The sequence below is a fragment of the Pseudomonas sp. 2848 genome, from assembly GCF_003253945.1.
In the GTDB taxonomy this organism is placed as follows: domain Bacteria; phylum Pseudomonadota; class Gammaproteobacteria; order Pseudomonadales; family Pseudomonadaceae; genus Aquipseudomonas.
The window spans coordinates 70,520-88,096 of record NZ_QKZD01000005.1; the positions used below are offsets into that span (position 1 = coordinate 70,520).

Genomic DNA, 17,577 nt, shown 5'->3' on the forward strand with positions numbered 1-17,577 from the left:
TGAACAAAAACCAGGAGAACCACCATGACCCTCACCGCCGTCCGCCAGGGTGTGCAGCTGTCCGAACTCGACGCCTGGGGCACCGTTGCCGACCTCGGCTCGACCATCCTCGAAGGCGAGGTCAAGTGCTACGGCAAGATGACCCACGGCGCCCCGACCGACCCGGTCAGCAGCGCCTACTTCGGCACCACCCAGGGCAAGTTCCGCATGGTCTATCCGTTCAGCGAGCAGGCGGTGATCGTGACCGGCGAGATTCAGCTGACCGATGAATCCACCGGGCAGGTGACGCGCTACAAAGCGGGTGATGCCTGGTTCGTGACCAAGGGCACGCCGGTGCTGTGGGAGGTGCTGAGTGAGACCTTTGTGAAGCATTACCTTGCGCTAGCCTGATTACATCCTCGCGACCGCTTCGCCGGCAAGCCGGCTTCCACAGAGGACGCATAGCCCTGTGGAAGCCGGCTTGCCGGCGATGCTTTTAGCGCCCTGCCGTCAACGCCATGGCCCTGAAATCCTTCGGCGACTGCTCGAACTGCTTCTTGAACGCCCGGCTGAAATGCGCCGAGTCGGTGAAGCCCCACTTGTAGGCGATCGAGGTAATCGACTCGCGCTTGAGGAACGGGTTGGACAGATCATCGGCGCTGCGCTTGAGCCGCGAGCGCTGGATGTAGCGGCACACGCTGTCACCCTCCTCCTCGAACAACCGGTACAGGTGGCGTACCGAAATGCTCAGGCGCTCGGCCAGGTTTGCCGGGGTCAACCCCGGCTGGCCCAGCGACTCGTCGATGACCTTCTGCACATAGCCCCGCAGGCTGACGCCGCCGAGCCCGGCCACCGAGCCGGGGTTGTCATCACCGCGCTCGAAGCCCGGCTCCAGCAGAGCGATGAACGCCGCCTGCAGCGCCTCACCCTGGGTTGCCCCGGCCTCGTCGCCTTCACGGCACAGCTGGTCCATCAGCAGGTGCAGCATGCGCCCGCAGGCGTTGGTCGAGGAGATCTTGCCGAAGGTCGCGCCCTGCTTCGCAAGATGCTTGCGCACCTGCTCGCGGGACAGTGACAGCGAAACATGCTCGATCAGGCCGAACGGAGTGATCTCGCACGGGCCCACCGAATCCATCAACAGCAGCTCGCCTGGCGAAAGCTGGATACTCGCGCCGCCCTGGGTGATTTGCGAGTAGCCCATGCGCTGGCTGACCAGAAAGCAATGCTGGTCGTCGTCGCGGTCGGGGTTGTCGCCCAGGCGGCGGATATTGCCGGCATTGGTGCGCAGATTGGCCAGGGCCAGGCCGGCGCGGTTGTAGGTCGATATCTCGCCGATGAACAGCGAGCGGTTGAAGGCAAGTTCGGTCTGGAACTGGCCGCAGACTTTCTGCATGGCCGTCGTCCAGCGCTCCAGGCCGTCCTGGGCCGGGCTTGGGCTGTGCACTGAAACGGGCTGGGGCATGGGCATTGCGACCTCCACAGCAACGGTTGTTGTTATGGAGGTAATTGTTAACATGTTATCAATAAAGGTACAACCGTCTTCTCTTGTAGGAGCGGCTTCAGCCGCGATGCAGGTATCGCGGTGCCTGGCACTCGCTTTGCGGGTGATCGCGGCTAAAGCCGCTCCTACAGAGATGAGTTGGAGTCAGAGGTCGCGCAGGGCGCACGCCAGCGCGTCGAACGCCAGCCAGAGATGGTGGCGCTGTTCGGTTGAGAGGGGGATGTAGCGACGCAAGGCCGGCATCCGGTTGACCACTTCGCTGGCGCCCATGTGCTCCAGGATCACCTGCCACTGGCCGTCGCGGCATTCGATGGCCAGGCGCTGGAAGTCCAGGGGCATCAGGCTGGCCTGCAGCGTTGCGAGGCGCGCCTCGAGCGCCTCGAACAATAGCGGGTCGCCGCCCCGCAGGCGGCAGCCCAGTCCGCTGCGCCGCAGCATACCGGTGTGGTGCAGTTCGGCGCGAAGCGTGCCCTGGCCACTGGCTGGCACGCGCAGGATGAACTCGCACATGACCAGATGCATCAACAGGTGGCTTTCGGTGCGCTCACGCACCTCGATACGCGGACCATCCTTGCGGTAGGCGAAGGATGCCGCGGCTGGCAAATCCGCCAATCCGAGATTGCGCCCCAGACGCGCCAGGGTAGCCCCGGGCCGATACCCGGCCGGAGCACGTGGCCCGCTCAGGCGCTCAAGCCAGCTTGCCGACATGGCGCACCTGCTCGCTATGAGGTTGACCAGGCTCGGCGGCGAACTCCTTCTCCAGCACATCCTCGACCCTGGCCGGCCGGAACGGGTTGACCTTCTGCACGCACAACGTCCAGAACAGCGCGTAGACGGCGGCGGCGCCAAGCATCACGGCGAACGGCACATAGACATCGGCCGGGTTCATGCCCGGCGGGGTGATGAACCACATGCCCAGCAGGATGCCGATGCTGGAGACGATCTGCGGCAGCGGGAACAGCGGCGAGCGATAGGCCCGCGGCAGGTCCGGGCGACGGATGCGCAGGATCACCACCGACAGGGTCACCAGCAGGTACGCGGTACTCCAGGCGCATACCGCCGCCAGCACCAGGTGCAGGATGTTGTCGGTGTTGCCGCCCAGGTACCAGGCATGCAGGCACGGGATCAGCGCCACCACCAGGATGCACAGCAGCGGGGTCTTGAAGCGCGGGTGCAGGTAGGTGAACACCTTGGGCAATGCCCCATCCACGGCCATGCCGTAGAGAATCCGCGGCACCCCGGCCATCAGCGTGTTGATGGTGGCGGCGCCGGCGAAGAGGAAGCCGATGCCCAGCCACACCGGGCCGATATCGCCCATCACCTGCTCGGCGAAACGCGGGATGGCCATGGGGGTGTCCAGCAGGTGCACGCCGCTTGCTGCATCGAGCACCACGTTTTCCACCTGCCGCTTCATCGCCGCGCCGTAGATGAACATGCAACTGGCCACGCCGAACAACCCCAGCGCCATGGCCTTGGGCATTACCCAGGCCGACCGGCGCAGCTCCGGGGCCAAGGGAGTGACGAATTCGCAACCGACGAACATGAACATGGCCATGCCCACCAGCGACAGGATGGTCATCAGGTCGGTGCCGACCAGCGACACGCCGAACGGCCCTTCCAGCTCGACGGCGGGCGCTGCGATCAGGCCGAGCACGCCGAACACCATCAGCGTGGTCCACATGCCGAAGGTCAGCACCACCTCGGCGCGGCCGAAGGCGCTTACGCCAAAGGCGTTGAGCACGCCGAACACCAGCACGAAGCCCACCCCCAGCAGCCAGGAACCACCGGCCGATTCGGCCAGGGTATTGAGGTGTTCGAAGTTCACCAGGGCCATGACCCCGGAAAGGATGGTCTCGGCGGTGCCAGCGAACACATGCACGATCAGGTACGCCGACAGGGTACCGGTGATGGCGAAAAATCGGCCCAGGCCGCAGTTGATGTAGTCGTAGACGGAGCCGGTGGTGGGCAGGATCGCCGCCGCCTCGGCGAAGGTGGTCGATTGCGCCAGCATCATCACTGCGGCGATCAGCATGGCCACGGCGAAGGCGCTGCCGCCGATACCGAAGCCCATGGTCGCGGTGAGGATCACCGGGCTGGCCATGATCAGGCCGACGGTGCTGGCAAGCGCGGTGGGGAAGCCGACGCTGCCGCGGTTCAGGTGCTCGGTGAGCTTATTATTGGTTGTCATGGGTGGGCCCTGGGTGGACGAGAGAAAGATGACCGCTTACCCGGCGCGCCGCAAGTGCTGGCATGCACCGGGACTTCCCCACCACTTTGCGGCCTCCACCCAGGCAGGTCTTGCCACTGCCTGCCGCCGACCTTGATCCGTGTTGCCAGGTGCCAGACGATAGCCTTGCAGCGCTCTTGAGATCGAGCGCCGCGCGGGCGGCGCTCGATCTCACAGGCACTGCAACACTGGCGTCGAACACCTCGACGCAGTTACCCCTGCGCGCATCGATCCATCAGCTCATGCGGCAGGACCCTGGAATAGGCGCCTTGGTGATAGAGCAGCGGCGCCCCCCCGAGGTCGTCGAAGGCTAGCACCCGGCCAATGAGAATCCAGTGATCACCGCCGTCGATCTGCTGGAACTTCTCGCAGCGAAAACGCGCCGCGCAGCCTGGCAGCAAGGGCGCGCCGCCTTCGCCGGTCTCGTGCTCGATACCGGCGAAGCGGTCTTCGCTGGGGCGGGCGAAGGTGTTGGACAGGTCGACCTGGTCGGCCGCCAGCACATTCACGGCAAAGTGCCCGGCGGCCTCGAACACCGCATGGCTGCTGGAACGCTTGTCGATGCTCCAGAGCACCAGCGGCGGCTCGAGAGACACCGAGTTGAAGCTGTTGGCGGTGACCCCGACCTTGCGCCCCGAAGGGTCGGTGGCAGTGATCACGGTAACGCCGGTGGCGAAGTTGCCCAGGGCGCGGCGGAAGGCGCGGCTATCGAAGGGAATGGACATGCAAGGCTCCATCATTGTTATGGGCTGGCTGGGTCGCTCTCACAGTGCTCCAGCCATGTTCATCGGTTGCAGCTCAGGTCATCGCCGGATCCGGCTCCAGCCCCATCAGCTCCCGCCCCAGGATCTGCGCGCAGACGTCATAGTCGGTATAGGCATGCGCCCCGGTCATGTGCGCATCGCGGAACAGCCGCTGCAGCTCGTTGCCGTCGAACCAGGCGCCACCGCCGGCCGCCTCCATCAGCCGATCCACGGCCTGGATGCACAGCTTGACCGCATAGCCCTGGTTGGTGCGCCAGTAGGCCAGCTCCGTGCGGGTCGGGTACTGGTGGCGGGCGCTGTACTCGGCGATCTGCTCCCAGCTCTTTTCCAGCAGCGCGCGCGCCGCAGCGACCTGGTGGGTGGACTCGGCCAGGCGCATCAGCGCCGGGGTGGCCGCGCCGACGGCGGCGCCGGTGTAGGCGCGCACGCGGTTGCGGGTCTTGTCCCTGAAGACCTCGAGCGTGCGCTCGGCGATGCCCAGGCTGACCGTGGAGAAGCCGCTGGCAAAGTACGGCCGGTACGGGTTGAAGTAGATCGTGCTGTCCGGATACAGCCCGAAGCCCGCCGACTGCCCCTCCATCATGTCCCGGGCCTTCTGGATGCGGTGTTCGGGCACGAAGGCGCGCTCGACGATCAACGTGCGGCTGCCACTGGCGCGCATGCCGGCGGCGAACCAGTCGTCGCGGATCTGGTAGTCGCTGCGCGGCAGCACAGCGAAGCAGTAGTCCTGGTCGCCTTCGGGGTTGCTCCGGCGAAAGCCCATGATCGCCCACTCGGCATGATCGCAGCCGCTGCTCCAGCCCATCTCGCCACTGAACAGCACGCCGCCCTCGACCTCTTCGGTACGCCCGAACGGGGCGATGCTGCTACTGGCGGTGGCGTCCGGATCGTGGCCCCAGATCTCGTCCTGCAGGCGTGCCGGGAACATCGCCAGCTGGTGGCTGTGGGTGCACAGCAGGCTCATCGCCCAGGCGGTGCTGGCACAGGCGCCGGCCAGCGCGGCGATGCATTCGGCGAACTGCGGCAGGCTGATTTCCAGGCCGCCGTAATGTTTGGGCAGGAATGCCTTGTGCAGGCCGATGGCCTTGAGCGCGGCGATGTTTTCGGCGGGCACGCTGCGCTCGCGCTCGGCCTGGTCGGCGCGGGCGGCGATGGCCGGCAACAGGGGCTTGAGGTCTTCGAGCAGGGAGTTTGGCTTTTTCATAGTCTGGCTCATTGTTATTGGACCCTGGCGAACAGTGCCTGGAAGCGGGCGTTCGCTGATGAATGCCGGGTCAGTATGGGAGCCGTGGGCAGGCCGGAAAATGCAACTTCCGCACCTCGGATTGCACTTTTCATGGGCCTGGCAGGCTAGGTCATGGTGGCTGGCATGGGCAGACAAGAACGCCGGTTTGCCGCGCTCTAACCTGCGCAAATCGGGCCGCTGTGGCCCATCCGGAGTCCTGTCATGAGCGATATCCCCCTCCTCCCCAGCGTCAGCGCCTTCCTCGCCCGTGACCACGGCCTGTACATCCACGGCGAAACGGTGCCCAGCCAATCCAGCGCCCGCATCACCGTGCACAACCCGGCCAACGGCGAAGCCATCACCCAGGTCGCCGACGCCAACCTGGCCGATGTCGAGTGCGCCGTCGAATCGTCCCGTCAGGGGTTTGCCAACTGGTCGCGCACCAGCCCCGCCACCCGCGCCGCGGTGCTGTTGCGCCTGGCCGACCTGCTGGAGGCCAACCGCGAGGAGTTGGCGCAACTGGAAACCCTGCAATCGGGCAAGCTGATCGGCATCGCCCGCGCCTTCGAGGTGGAGCAGGCCGCGCACTTCCTGCGCTATTACGCTGGATGGGCCACCAAGATCACCGGCCAGACCATCACCCCGTCGCTGCCCTCCTTCGCCGGCGAGCGCTACAGCGCCTTTACCCTGCGCGAGCCGGTGGGGGTGGTGGTGGGCATCGTGCCGTGGAACTTCGCCACCATGATCGCCCTGTGGAAGCTGGCCTCGGCCCTGACCACCGGCTGCAGCATCGTACTCAAGCCCAGCGAATTCACCCCGCTGACCCTGCTGCGCATCGCCGAACTGGCCAGCGAGGCCGGCCTGCCACCGGGCGCCCTCAACGTGCTGACCGGTGGTGGCCTGGTGGGCAAGGCGCTGGTCGAACACCCCGGCACCGACAAGGTGTCGTTCACCGGCTCCGTGCCCACCGGCATCGCCGTCGGCCAGGCGGCCATGGGCGCCCGGCTGACCCGGGCGACCCTGGAACTGGGCGGCAAGAACGCCGTGGCGTTCCTGCCCGATGTCGCCGTCGACAAGGCGGTGGACGGCATCATCGAGGCCGGTTTCCTGCATTCCGGGCAGATCTGCGCCGCCGGCGAGCGCTTCTACGTGCATCGCTCACGCCTTGACCCGTTGCTCGACGCGCTGTCCCAGCGCCTGGGCCAACTGAAGATAGGCTCGCCCCTGGACGAAGCCACCCAGTTCGGCCCTGTAGCCAACAAGCCGCACCAGCAGAAGCTCGGCGAGCTGTTCGCCACCGCCCGCTCCGAGGGTAACCGCATCGTCCATGGCGGCCGCATCGGCGAAGGCCCGGGATGCTTCGTCGAGCCCACTGTCATTCTCGCCAACAGCGCGGGCGACACTCTGCTCAACCAGGAAACCTTCGGCCCGGTGGCGACCTTTCTGCCCTATGACCACGAGGACGAACTGATCCACCTGATGAACGCCTCGCCCTACGGCCTGAGCGCGAGCCTGTGGACCAACGACCTGGGCAAGGCCATGCGCCTGATCCCGGAAATCCAGGCCGGCACCCTGTGGGTCAACATGCACACCCTGCTCGACCCGGCGGTGCCGTTCGGCGGCATCAAGGCCTCGGGTATCGGCCGCGAGTTCGGCTCGGCCTTCATCGACGACTTCACCGAACTGAAGTCGGTGATGATCCGCTACTGACCATGACCAGCGCCAACCACGACCTGGGCCACTACTGCCTGCAGGCCTTCAGTCAGCAGGTGCCGGCGTCGCTGGCGGCGTTCTACCGCGTAAATGCCGGGCAGCATCCCAACACAGGAGTCAACGACATGCCGAAGCAAACCGACTGGATCACCGTGGGCGCCCTTGCCGAAGGCTTCGCACCTGAGGCCTTCATCCTGCCGCAACTGGCCGATCTGTCCGGGCGCTCGCTCACCCTGCACTTCGCCAATGGCTGGATCATCGAGCACCGCTTCGATAGCGAGCGCCTGCACTGGCACGCGGCGGACGGCCACAGCAGCGGCAGCGCCGACTACCGAGCCACTTCGGTGCGCCCCGGTATCTACCTGGTCGACTTCATCAAGCACGAGGCCGGCCAGGCCTGGTCGGTGTCACTGGTGCTCGACACCTTGGCGCAGGCCTTCACCGCCGTGCTCGGCCGCCTGCCCGACCAGGCCCGCACCCAGCGCGGCCTGTACACCCTGGCCCTGGCCGGCGAAGCACTGACCGGCGTCGAAGCCAGCTTCCTGCACGGCAGCCTCGACCACCCCTGGCAGGCCGGTGCCTGCCCCCACGCGCCGACCACCGAACTGGTGGGCCTGCGCAACCACTACCGCTACAGCCCCACCGAGGAATACGAGCACGTCTACCTGAATGCCGACTACTACAGCTGGCAATGCCTGAAGGGTGTCGAGCAAGGCCTGTGCGACACCGACCGGGCGTACTACTACAAGATCGCCGAGCAGCTGTACCTGTTCGTCTGGTGCGAGAAGATCGTGCCCACCCTGGGCCTGGTGATGATCGACCTGACGCGGCACCGCAGCGACGGCAAGATCTTCGGCTACCAGGGCGGCGGCTTCGATGCGCTGGCCAACTTCCCGGTGTCATCCCATTGCCGAGTGCTCAACCGCACGGAGCATGCGCAGTGAACCGCAGCGTGCTGGTCACCGGGGCCGGCAGCGGCATCGGAGAAGCCTGCGCCCTGCGCCTGGCCCGCCAGGGCTGGCAGGTGGCACTGGTGGGCCGCCGCCGTGAGGCGCTGGAGCGCGTCGCGCGGCAGTGCGATGGCCTGGTGCTGGCCGGCGATGCCGCGGACAGTGCCAACTGGACGGGGTTCATCGAGCAGGTACGCGCGCGCTTCGACGGCCTCGACGCGGTTATTGCCTGCGCCGGCGGCCACGGCCTGGGCGCCTCCGAGCAGACCAGCGACAGCGCCTGGCGCGAGGCTCTGCGCAGCAACCTCGACAGCGCCTTCCACACCGCCCGGGCGTGCCTGCCGTTGCTGCGCGAGCGGCGTGGCAGCCTGGTGCTGCGGTCCTGGGTCACGAAATGCGGGAGGAAACGCTGGACCTGGCCGACCCCGTTGCGATCGACACCTTGCTAGCCAAGCTGGAACGCCTGGATGTGCTGGTGCACAACGCCGCGTACTTCCCGCTTACCACGTTCGCCGAGATCGACCCGGCGCTGCTGCAACGGACCCTGGCGGTGAACCTGGGGGCGTTGTTCTGGCTCACCCAAGGCGCCTTGCCGCTGTTCCGCCGCCAAGGTGGCGGCTGCGTGCTGGCCACCTCCTCGGTGACCGGCCCGCGGGTGGCCTATCCGGGCCTGAGCCATTACGCCGCGTCCAAGGCCGGGGTCAACGGCTTCATCCGCAACGCCGCACTGGAACTGGCGCAGTTCAATGCAACGGCGTGGAACCGGGGATGGTGCGCACCCCGGCCATGGGCAACCTCGGCGATACCGGGCTGAACGCCCGGATCGCCGCCGGCGTGCCCTTGGGACGACTGGGAGAACCCACCGATATCGCTGCCGCGATGCTGTTCCTGGCCTCCGACGCCGCCCGCTACATCACCGGCCAGACCCTTGTGGTCGACGGCGGTGCCACCCTGCCGGAGACCGCCGCGAGCCTGTGATGGCGGCGACATGCAAGAGCGCTGGCAGCCACGGGCAAGACCACCGCCAGCGTTCCACGCGCTAATAGCCCGTCGCCTTCCGACACTGCCTCCACAACAACGCGGCACTCAAGACCGCACACAAAAAACGAGGATCGATCCATGCGTCTCACTCCACGTCGCACCGCAATGGCCACGGCACTGACCCTGCTGGTCCATGGCCAGGCCAGCCCGGCCTACGAGCTGTACGCTGACGACGACAGCCACCTGAACGCCGATCTGCTCGCGGTCTGGGGCATGTTCAACAGCCGCCACAACTACGACGGCACCCCCGGTGGCTCGACCTGGCGCGAAGGTTTCATCAAGTACGGCCTCAGCGGCGACCAGGGCCTGGCCGGCAACGGCAGCCTGTATGGCGCCCTCAACTGGGTCAGCTCAGGCGCCTGGGGCGACGGCGACGCCGGCGGCAACCAGGACGGCTCCGAACGCACCACCAAGATCGAGGACGCCTACCTGGGCTGGCGCTCGGGCGACCTGTTCCCGTTGCTGGGCAAGGATGGCGTGGACCTGTCCGGCGGCCGCCAGGTGATCCGCCTGGGCAGCGGCTTCCTGATCAACGACGACGGTCCCAACCTCGGCAAGGGCCCGGCCGACGGCCAGCTCAACCGTGGCGGCGGCTTCTATCTGGGCGCGCGCCACGCCTTCGACCGCACTGCGGTGCTGCGCCTGGGCGGCCAGGAGGGGCTGCATGGCAGGGTGCTGTGGCTCAAGTCCGACAACCGCGCCCAGGCCGAAACCGAGCTGGCGGCCGGCACCCTGGACTACACCCACGACCTGGGTACCCTGGGCCTGACCTATATCCACGGCATCGACGTGGCCGACCAGTGGGCCAGCGAGTTCCAGAAGGCCCGCGAAGGCATGGATGTATACAGCGTGCGGGGCGAAGGCAGTGCGGGCCTGGCAAACACTCGGCTGGCCTTCGAATATGCCTGGCAGGACAAGCGCGGGGGGAATGAGACGGCCTGGTACGGCGAAGCGGCCTACACCTTCGCCGACACCCCTTGGGCGCCGCAGCTGACCTACCGCTACACCCGCTACTCCGCAGGCTGGGACCTGCTGTTCACAGGGCTTTCCAGCGGCTATGGCACCTGGATCCAGGGCGAGGTCGCCGGCAACTACGCCGGGCCATTCAACACCAACAGCGGCATCCACCATGTCGGCCTGAAGGCCACGCCACGGGACAATCTGACCCTCGGCGCGCTGTTCTTCGACTTCGACACGGTGCGTAGCCGCGACACCTTGAACCTCGATGCGCAGGAGCTGGACCTGTATGTGGAATGGGCGGTCAACGAGCACCTGATCGTCACCCCGCTGCTGGGGTTGTTCAAGCCGCGCAAGGATGAAAGCAATGGCGGCAACCAGGTGGGCAGCGGGACCAACGTCTACAGCCAACTGACGGTGGCGGTGCCGTTCTGAGTCATCGCGGGGCAAGCCCACGCCGACGGGCATCAGGCCCGAGGCGTGGAAGCAGGCTTGCCCCGCGATGAGGGCCTGTCAGCCCAGCAACAGGCGCAGGTCTGCGCCCTGCTCACCCAGCGGCGGGCACCAGTAATAGCCGCCGCTCAGCGGCCGGCTGAAGCGGTACAGGCCATCGACCACGCCATCCTCCAGCCCGCTCATGCGCCGCAGCTGCACCTCGAAGGCGTCCAGCGAGAAGCCCAGGGCGACGAACGCCAGGCCCGCGCCACGTTCATCGGTCCAGGCCACCGAGCGCCGCACCACGAACGCCTCGGGCGCGAAGCTCTCCTGGGCGGTGCGCTTGACGTGGGCCGACTCGGGCGCGTCGTCGAGCTCTTCGTTGTCGCTCAGGCGGCGACCGATGATGTTGTCCTGCTCGGCCTGGGGCAGCGACTTGAAGTAGCCCAGGTCGTGCTTCCACAGCTGGAAGGCGGCGAAGCTCGAACCCGACAGGCCGGGGATGTCGCCCGGCACGATGGCGGCGGCGACGGCGTCTGCGTCCACCGGGTTCTCGGTGCCGTCTTCGTAGCCGGTCAGGTCATGGCCGCCGCGGTGCAGGAAGCCGTCGACGCTGTCGACCAGGCGCAGGGCCGGCGCCAGCGCCTGCTGCAAGGCCTGGGCGCGCAGGAACAGCTCGCCGCGCTCGGCACCGCGCAGCCACAGCCACAGGGCGTGCTGGGTCGCCGGGTTCTCCACCACCGCGTCCAGTTGCGGGAAACTGCGCAAGCCCGGCACCTCACGGCCCAGGGCCTTGGCCAGCGGAGCGCCGACGGCCAGGATCAGGCTGTGGCCATCGACCTGCGGCAACAGCTGGTCCAGTGCAGCGGGCAGCGCCTCCAGGGAATCGAGGGCAAAGAACAGGTGACGGGCGTGGGCCGGCACCGGGGTGGCAAGCAGACCTTGCTGGAACGGCATGACGGGCTAATCCTCGGCAAAAGCGCGAATGCTACTGCCACAGGCCCGGCATCGCAACGCGACATGGCGTCACCAGGCCAGTAACAAACGGTTACCAAGATCGTCCAGACACGATAGCTATCATTGCGCACCCACCTATACTCCTCGGGATCCTTCGCCCGAGAGACCGCCGATGACCGCCTCCCCCTTGCTCACCGCCCTCCTGCCGCTGGCCCTGGGCATCATCATGCTCGGCCTGGGCCTGTCGCTGACCCTCGCCGACTTCGCCCGGGTGGTGAAGTACCCCAAGCCGGTGGTGATCGGCCTGGCCTGCCAGATCCTGCTGCTGCCGCTGGTGTGCTTCCTGATCGCCAACGGCCTTGGCCTCGAGTCGGCGCTGGCGGTGGGCCTGATGCTGCTGGCCGCCTCGCCCGGCGGCACCACGGCCAACCTGTTCAGCCACCTGGCCCACGGCGATGTGGCGCTGAACATCACCCTCACCGCGGTCAACTCGCTGATCGCCATCCTCACCATGCCGCTGCTGGTGAACCTGTCGCTGATGTGGTTCATGGCATCGGACCAGGCCATCCCCCTGCAATTCGCCAAGGTCATGCAGGTGTTCGCCATCGTCCTGCTGCCGGTGGCCCTGGGCATGCTGATCCGTCACTGGGCGCCGCGCTTCGCCGCGCGCATGCAGAAGCCGATGAAGATCGTCGCGGCGCTGTTCCTGGCCTTCACCATCGTCCTGGCCCTGGCCAAGGACTGGCAGACCGTGGTCGAGTACGCGCCGATCGTCGGTGGCGCCGCGTTGCTGTTCAACCTGCTCAGCCTTGGCGTGGGTTACTGGGTGCCACGCCTGTTGAACATCCCGAAACGCCAGGCGATCGCCATCGGCATGGAGATCGGCATCCACAACGGCACCCTGGCCATCGCGCTGGCCCTGAGCCCGTCGCTGCTGAACAACGCGACCATGGCGGTGCCGGCGGCGATCTACAGCCTGATCATGTTCTTCACCGCGGCTGGGTTCGGCTGGTGGGTCAGCCGCGGGCAAGCACTGGAGAACGTGGCAGAGCAGCCATCGTGAGATAGACGAATCCCAGGGACATGGCCAGAGCCTCGATCGTTATTGTTCAAGCCGGGTCAGGTTATGTCCCTGGGTGGAGGTATCCGAATCGTGCAGGGTGCTATCCGTTTTACGCAGGCAGGTTCAATCAGCCTCTCTCACTTGTTGTCCAAGCCCTGCGATCAAGATCAGCGCAGTCCTTGTTGAGGCGTGTGGGTGAACCGCCACAGGCGCCTCCCGCACTTGATCTGGAGGGCCTTCGGACATCGGAGCTGAGGGTAAGTAGTTCGAGATAATCGATACCAACGAGGCTCGCCGCACAAACTCGCTCACGGGGGGAGCAGAAGGTACGTGCTCCGATTCCTGTGAAGCGCTCGAACCACGCCTGACAAATTCAGCTACCGGCGGCGCGCTGAGTGTGTAGTCGGATGCAATTAATGTTTGCGAGCCGCGCCAACTTGAATCATCCATGACAGGAGCGCTAGGTATCGCAAGTACCCCGGCAGAGAATGCGGGCCGTCGCTCGCCCTCCTCCAACAGGCGTCGAAAGCCTGAAAGGGTCGGTTTGCCATTGTCTGCTTTCTGTCTGAACAGTTTGTTAACCGCTGACTTGGTGCGCCCCACATGTCCGGATGGGTCTGAGCGATTAACTGGGTCGCCAGCGCAGTATGTGTAAGCGTTCAATCCACCGGGACCAAATGGGCAGTAGCTGTCCGGCGAGTTGAAACGCATGAGCACCGGATGGTATCCCCGGTAGCCTTTTCCCAGCAGATAGTAACCAAAAGCCAATTCAAGGCATTGGCCGTTGAACCTCAAGTAAGGTGCGCGAATCAAAGATGCGGCATCCAGGCCGTAGACGCTATATGCCAGGCCCACATCGCCTGAGTTGGTGTGGGCGTAGGTGACAGTACCGCTGTAGTCCACCTGTAATAAACAAGTTTCTGCCATCATTGGTCCTCTCCCTGTCTCCGGAAAGGATGACCGGCCTGCAAGAAGGACGAAACTGGTAAAAATAACAGGCCAATCCCATCAATGAACGTCCCCAGCCAAGCGTGCTAGGAGCTCTCCCTGACCATCAGCTCGAAGCCCAAGTCCTGCTGACCGGTAGCCACCCGCTTGCCATCGAGCAACGCCAGCAGCGCCTGCGCTGCGCCGCGCCCGACCGCCGCGCGCGGGGTGCGGATCGAGGTCAGACGCGGAACCATGTGCGCCGAGGCCGGCAGGTCGTTGAAACCGACCATCGCCACCCGGCGCGGCACTTCGATGCCTTCACGCAGGGCCTGCAGCACCGCGCCCTGGGCCAGGTCGTCGTTGCAGAAGAAGATGCCGTCGACATCCGGCGCCTTGGCCAGCAGGCGGCTGAACAGCGTGCCGCCCAGGCCGATGGACGAAGGTTGTGGGTCGAGCACTTCAAGCTCGGGGGCTTGCAGACCGGCCTCGGCGAGGGCCTGACGGAAACCTTCGGCGCGCTGCATCACCCGAGGGTCGAGCTGCGCGGCGATGAACCCCAGGCGTCGGCGGCCACGCTCGATCAGGTGCCGCGCCGCGGCGCGCCCGGCCGCGTGCTGGGAGAACCCTACCGACAAGGCATCGCCCTCGCCGCCCAGCTCCATCATGTGCACGCACGGCACCTGGCTCGCGGCCAGCATCTGCCGCGAGGCCTCGCTGCGCTCGAAGCCGGTGAGCAGCACGCCGCACGGCTGGTAGGCCAGGTAGTTGCGGATGAGGTTCTCTTCCTCGGCGACATCGTAGTGATAGTTGCCAATGAGCACTTCCAGGCCACGGGGGCGCATCACCTCGTGAATGGCCTCGAGGGTGTCGATGAACAGTTGGTTGGACAATGAGGGGATCAACACCACCACCGACTGGCTGCGCGCCGACGCCAAGGCACGGGCGGCCGGGTTGGCGACATAGCCGAGGCTCGACGCCGCGGCCATGACCTTCTGCGCCAGCTCCGGCGCGACCGTGCTGACGCCCCGCAGGGCGCGGGAGGCGGTGATCGGGGAAACCCCGGAAAGCCTGGCGACTTCCGCCAGGGTGGGACGACCGGTAGTACGCGAGCCAGTACGGGACATGAGTATTGTAATTTTACTACTTGCAGGAATGGGGAACGGTCACTAAGGTAGCGCTGTCTCTGGATGCAGGCAATGCAATCTTGGTAGCAGGCATGCGTTCAGCGTCCATACTGCCAAAGACAAGATCAATAACACCCGGGAGGGTGGTGCATGGTGTTCGGCTCGTCCCGACCGAGACAGCGCTATCTCACCCAGCAGGAGGTACAGATGAACCCTTCCCTGTCCGCGATCGTGGTCATGGGCGTGGCCGGCTGCGGTAAAAGCAGCGTCGGCGCTGCCATTGCCACCCGCAGCGGCGGCCGCCTGATCGAAGGCGATGCCTTCCACCCCGCCGCCAACATCGCCAAGATGAGCGCCGGCATTCCCCTGAACGACGACGACCGTGCCGGTTGGCTGGTGCGCCTGGGCGAAGAGCTGCAGGCCACCCTCGCCGCCGGTGAACGCCCGATCCTCACTTGCTCGGCCCTCAAGCGCCGCTATCGGGACACCCTGCGCCTGGCCGTGCCCGAGTTGTGCTTCGTGTTCCTCGAGCTGACCCCGCAGGAAGCCGAGAAACGCGTACTGGCCCGCCCCGGTCACTTCATGCCGGCCAGCCTGATCGACAGCCAGTTCGCAGCGCTCGAGCCGCCGCACGCAGAGCCCCTGACCCTGGCCCTGGACGCCACCCGCCCGCTGCCCACGCTGGCCGAGGACGTGCATCAGTGGCTAAAGCCTTGCGGTGAGCAGGCGCTGGCGCGGACTGCCTGACCCGGCGGTTTTTCCGGCTCACCAAAGACAGCGCTGTCTCCAGGCCTCTCAAGGCTGATTACCGCAAGACACGCGATACCAAAACAACAACGAAAAGACCGAGGTTCACGAACCATGTTCGGACTGGCTACCGATACCTTCCTGCTACTCGACGCGCTGGTCACCATCGTCGGGCTCATCCTGCTGATCACCCATTTCAAGGTCCATCCCTTCGTCGCCCTCACCATAGCCGCGGGCTTTCTCGGCCTGACCTCCGGCATGCCGGTGGCCAAGGTGATGAAGTCGTTCCAGGACGGCTTCGGCGGCGTGCTCGGCTTCGTCGGCATCGTCCTGGCCCTGGGCACCATGCTCGGCAAGCTGATGGCCGACTCCGGCGGCGCGGACCAGATCGCCCAGACCCTGATCCGCGCCTTCGGCAAGCAGAAGGTGCACTGGGCGATGATGTTCGCGGCCTTCCTGGTGGGCATCCCGCTGTTCTTCGAGATCGGCTTCGTGCTGCTGATCCCGCTGGTGTTCATCGTCGCCCGCCGCTCCGGCGTGTCGCTGGTGAAGATCGGCATCCCGCTGCTGGCGGGCCTTTCGGTGGTGCACGGCCTGGTACCGCCGCACCCGGGCCCGCTGCTGGCGATCGGCATTTTCCACGCTGACATCGGCAAGACCATCTTCTATGGCCTGCTGGTGGCCCTGCCCACGGCGGTGATTGCCGGCCCCCTGTTCGGTAATTTCATTTCGCGCTACATCCCGGGCAACCCCTCCCAGGAGCTGATGGACCAGATCGCCCGCGAGTCGAACCAGCAGAACCTGCCCAGCTTCAGCGTGACCCTGATCACCGTGCTGCTGCCGGTGGTGCTGATGCTGCTCAAGACCTTCGCCGACGTGGTGCTACCGGCCGAGCACATCGTGCGTCAGTGGATGGACCTGATCGGCCACCCGATCACCGCCCTGCTCGCCGCACTGCTGCTGGCCTTCTACACCTTCGGTTCGGCCCGTGGCTTCAACCGCCAGCAGATCATGAAGATGCTCGACCAGAGCCTGGCCCCCACCGCCGCCATCGTGCTGATCGTCGGTGCTGGCGGTGGCTTCAAGCAGATGCTGGTCGACACCGGCGTGGGCAACGTGATCGGGCAGATGGCGGTGCAGGCCGAGATTTCGCCGATCATGCTGGCCTGGCTGGTGGCAGCGGTGATCCGCATCGCCACCGGCTCCGCCACGGTGGCCACCATCACCGGCGCCGGCATCGTCGCCCCGGTGATCGACCTGGTGCCGGGCGTCAACCGCGAACTGCTGGTGCTGGCCACCGGCGCCGGCTCGCTGATCCTGTCCCACGTCAACGACGCCGGCTTCTGGCTGGTCAAGCAGTACTTCAACATGACCGTGGCCGAGACGTTCAAGACCTGGAGCATGATGGAAACCATCCTCTCGGTGGTCGGCATCATCTTCATCATGCTGCTGTCGATGGTGGTGTGACCGTTGGTCGCCGTGATGGCACCTTGCTGATGGGGCCATGGCCCATATGAGAACGAGGCCCTGCGCAGGCGGGGCCGACTTCTTGTCATCGCAAAGGAGCTTGCCCGCATGAACCGTTCCTTCCTGCTTGCCGCCCTGCTCGCCTCGCCCCTGGCCTTCGCCGCCGGTACCGGCGCCACCTACCCTGACGACCCGCACAATCCGGCGCCCAAGCCCGGCGTGGACAGCACCCTCAACCCGATCGAAAAGCCCATGCCACGGGATACCGACCCGCGGATCAAAGGCAATGACCCGGACAGCCCGCCAGCCGAGCAGAACGATGATCGTGATCTGCCGGGGATGGGGGACAGCGGCTCGGAGGGGATGGGGCGTGATGGCGCAGGGTCAGGCAACGGCGGCAAGCCCTGAGCTTTGTGGAAGCGGGCTTTACTCAGCGCTGTAGCAAAATCCTGGCCTGGCAGCCAGTCAAGCCCATCGTCGGTTTGCCGGCGATGGGC

The 17,577-nt window shown here is 66.0% G+C and carries 15 protein-coding genes and 3 pseudogenes; 10 read left to right on the forward strand and 8 right to left on the reverse strand.

Going from position 1 to position 17,577, the window contains the following annotated elements:
• Nucleotides 1-24: 24 nt before the first annotated feature.
• The gene (locus tag DFS21_RS11525; RefSeq protein WP_023631207.1) at nucleotides 25-390 is read left to right on the forward strand and encodes a cupin domain-containing protein; all 366 of its coding nucleotides are present in this window, start codon (nucleotides 25-27) and stop codon (nucleotides 388-390) included.
• An 85-nt stretch (nucleotides 391-475) separates the two neighbouring features.
• On the opposite strand, the gene feaR is transcribed toward DFS21_RS11525, so the two are convergent.
• From feaR to DFS21_RS11550, 5 genes and pseudogenes are all read right to left on the reverse strand, one after another.
• The gene (feaR, locus tag DFS21_RS11530; RefSeq protein WP_256591338.1) at nucleotides 476-1,447 is read right to left on the reverse strand and encodes a transcriptional regulator FeaR; all 972 of its coding nucleotides are present in this window, start codon (nucleotides 1,445-1,447) and stop codon (nucleotides 476-478) included.
• Between the two features lie 177 nt (nucleotides 1,448-1,624).
• A complete protein-coding gene (locus DFS21_RS11535; protein ID WP_111532348.1) occupies nucleotides 1,625-2,188 on the reverse strand; it encodes a DUF3156 family protein in 564 nt (187 codons plus the stop codon).
• Nucleotides 2,169-3,668, reverse strand: coding sequence for an APC family permease (locus DFS21_RS11540; RefSeq protein ID WP_111532349.1), 1,500 nt, complete (start codon nucleotides 3,666-3,668; stop codon nucleotides 2,169-2,171). Before DFS21_RS11540 ends, DFS21_RS11535 begins: the two co-directional genes overlap by 20 nt.
• Before the next feature lie 254 nt (nucleotides 3,669-3,922).
• Nucleotides 3,923-4,432, reverse strand: a pseudogene (locus DFS21_RS11545) (flavin reductase family protein); the annotation flags it as partial.
• A 73-nt stretch (nucleotides 4,433-4,505) separates the two neighbouring features.
• Complete coding sequence (locus tag DFS21_RS11550; protein ID WP_111532350.1) at nucleotides 4,506-5,675, reverse strand: p-hydroxyphenylacetate 3-hydroxylase oxygenase component; 1,170 nt, start codon at nucleotides 5,673-5,675, stop codon at nucleotides 4,506-4,508.
• Between the two features lie 243 nt (nucleotides 5,676-5,918).
• Here DFS21_RS11550 and DFS21_RS11555 point away from each other — a divergent pair, with 243 nt between their 5' ends.
• From DFS21_RS11555 to DFS21_RS11575, 5 genes and pseudogenes are all read left to right on the forward strand, one after another.
• Nucleotides 5,919-7,406: an aldehyde dehydrogenase family protein gene (locus DFS21_RS11555; RefSeq protein ID WP_111532351.1), complete on the forward strand. Its 1,488-nt coding sequence runs from the start codon at nucleotides 5,919-5,921 to the stop codon at nucleotides 7,404-7,406.
• Between the two features lie 128 nt (nucleotides 7,407-7,534).
• Nucleotides 7,535-8,353 carry a molybdenum cofactor biosynthesis F family protein gene (locus DFS21_RS11560; protein WP_110699715.1) on the forward strand — a complete coding sequence of 273 codons (819 nt, stop codon included), beginning with the start codon at nucleotides 7,535-7,537 and terminating at the stop codon, nucleotides 8,351-8,353.
• Between the two features lie 8 nt (nucleotides 8,354-8,361).
• Nucleotides 8,362-8,808 (forward strand): SDR family oxidoreductase, encoded by a 447-nt coding sequence (locus DFS21_RS11565; protein ID WP_256591372.1) that lies wholly within the window; start codon nucleotides 8,362-8,364, stop codon nucleotides 8,806-8,808.
• Nucleotides 8,769-9,337: pseudogene (locus DFS21_RS11570) on the forward strand (SDR family oxidoreductase); the annotation flags it as partial. The gene DFS21_RS11565 and the pseudogene DFS21_RS11570, both read left to right, overlap by 40 nt.
• A 168-nt stretch (nucleotides 9,338-9,505) precedes the next feature.
• Entirely contained in the window at nucleotides 9,506-10,792 is a 1,287-nt protein-coding gene (locus DFS21_RS11575) for an alginate export family protein (RefSeq protein WP_256591373.1), read from the forward strand.
• Nucleotides 10,793-10,870: 78 nt separating this feature from the next.
• On the opposite strand, the gene DFS21_RS11580 is transcribed toward DFS21_RS11575, so the two are convergent.
• Nucleotides 10,871-11,749 carry a Dyp-type peroxidase gene (locus DFS21_RS11580; protein WP_046855724.1) on the reverse strand — a complete coding sequence of 293 codons (879 nt, stop codon included), beginning with the start codon at nucleotides 11,747-11,749 and terminating at the stop codon, nucleotides 10,871-10,873.
• Between the two features lie 172 nt (nucleotides 11,750-11,921).
• Here DFS21_RS11580 and DFS21_RS11585 point away from each other — a divergent pair, with 172 nt between their 5' ends.
• Entirely contained in the window at nucleotides 11,922-12,812 is an 891-nt protein-coding gene (locus tag DFS21_RS11585) for a bile acid:sodium symporter family protein (RefSeq protein ID WP_110699219.1), read from the forward strand.
• A 594-nt stretch (nucleotides 12,813-13,406) separates the two neighbouring features.
• Here DFS21_RS11585 and DFS21_RS26905 read toward each other — a convergent pair.
• Nucleotides 13,407-13,742 (reverse strand): annotated as a pseudogene (locus DFS21_RS26905) (RHS repeat-associated core domain-containing protein); the annotation flags it as partial.
• 104 nt (nucleotides 13,743-13,846) lie between these two features.
• On the reverse strand, nucleotides 13,847-14,866 hold the full coding sequence (locus DFS21_RS11595; RefSeq protein WP_038706075.1) for a LacI family DNA-binding transcriptional regulator: 1,020 nt from the start codon (nucleotides 14,864-14,866) through the stop codon (nucleotides 13,847-13,849).
• A 207-nt stretch (nucleotides 14,867-15,073) separates the two neighbouring features.
• On the opposite strand from DFS21_RS11595, the gene DFS21_RS11600 reads away from it, so the two are divergent.
• The 3 genes from DFS21_RS11600 (at nucleotide 15,074) to DFS21_RS11610 (ending at nucleotide 17,488) form a co-directional block, all read left to right on the forward strand.
• Nucleotides 15,074-15,613, forward strand: coding sequence for a gluconokinase (locus DFS21_RS11600; protein ID WP_102685267.1), 540 nt, complete (start codon nucleotides 15,074-15,076; stop codon nucleotides 15,611-15,613).
• Between the two features lie 114 nt (nucleotides 15,614-15,727).
• The gene (locus DFS21_RS11605) at nucleotides 15,728-17,080 is read left to right on the forward strand and encodes a GntP family permease (RefSeq protein WP_038706074.1); all 1,353 of its coding nucleotides are present in this window, start codon (nucleotides 15,728-15,730) and stop codon (nucleotides 17,078-17,080) included.
• 108 nt (nucleotides 17,081-17,188) lie between these two features.
• Nucleotides 17,189-17,488, forward strand: a complete 300-nt coding sequence (locus DFS21_RS11610) for a hypothetical protein (protein ID WP_110699221.1) — start codon at nucleotides 17,189-17,191, stop codon at nucleotides 17,486-17,488.
• The last annotated feature ends 89 nt before the right edge of the window (nucleotides 17,489-17,577 follow it).

Excerpts from the sequence above, each read along its gene's own strand:
- DFS21_RS11525 (WP_023631207.1), top strand. The coding sequence starts at position 25 with ATGACCCTCACCGCCGTCCGCCAGGGTGTGCAGCTGTCCGAACTCGAC.
- feaR (WP_256591338.1), bottom strand. The coding sequence starts at position 1,447 with ATGCCCATGCCCCAGCCCGTTTCAGTGCACAGCCCAAGCCCGGCCCAG.
- DFS21_RS11535 (WP_111532348.1), bottom strand. The coding sequence starts at position 2,188 with ATGTCGGCAAGCTGGCTTGAGCGCCTGAGCGGGCCACGTGCTCCGGCC.
- DFS21_RS11540 (WP_111532349.1), bottom strand. The coding sequence starts at position 3,668 with ATGACAACCAATAATAAGCTCACCGAGCACCTGAACCGCGGCAGCGTC.
- DFS21_RS11550 (WP_111532350.1), bottom strand. The coding sequence starts at position 5,675 with ATGAAAAAGCCAAACTCCCTGCTCGAAGACCTCAAGCCCCTGTTGCCG.
- DFS21_RS11555 (WP_111532351.1), top strand. The coding sequence starts at position 5,919 with ATGAGCGATATCCCCCTCCTCCCCAGCGTCAGCGCCTTCCTCGCCCGT.
- DFS21_RS11560 (WP_110699715.1), top strand. The coding sequence starts at position 7,535 with ATGCCGAAGCAAACCGACTGGATCACCGTGGGCGCCCTTGCCGAAGGC.
- DFS21_RS11575 (WP_256591373.1), top strand. The coding sequence starts at position 9,506 with ATGGCCACGGCACTGACCCTGCTGGTCCATGGCCAGGCCAGCCCGGCC.
- DFS21_RS11580 (WP_046855724.1), bottom strand. The coding sequence starts at position 11,749 with ATGCCGTTCCAGCAAGGTCTGCTTGCCACCCCGGTGCCGGCCCACGCC.
- DFS21_RS11585 (WP_110699219.1), top strand. The coding sequence starts at position 11,922 with ATGACCGCCTCCCCCTTGCTCACCGCCCTCCTGCCGCTGGCCCTGGGC.
- DFS21_RS11595 (WP_038706075.1), bottom strand. The coding sequence starts at position 14,866 with ATGTCCCGTACTGGCTCGCGTACTACCGGTCGTCCCACCCTGGCGGAA.
- DFS21_RS11600 (WP_102685267.1), top strand. The coding sequence starts at position 15,074 with ATGAACCCTTCCCTGTCCGCGATCGTGGTCATGGGCGTGGCCGGCTGC.
- DFS21_RS11605 (WP_038706074.1), top strand. The coding sequence starts at position 15,728 with ATGTTCGGACTGGCTACCGATACCTTCCTGCTACTCGACGCGCTGGTC.
- DFS21_RS11610 (WP_110699221.1), top strand. The coding sequence starts at position 17,189 with ATGAACCGTTCCTTCCTGCTTGCCGCCCTGCTCGCCTCGCCCCTGGCC.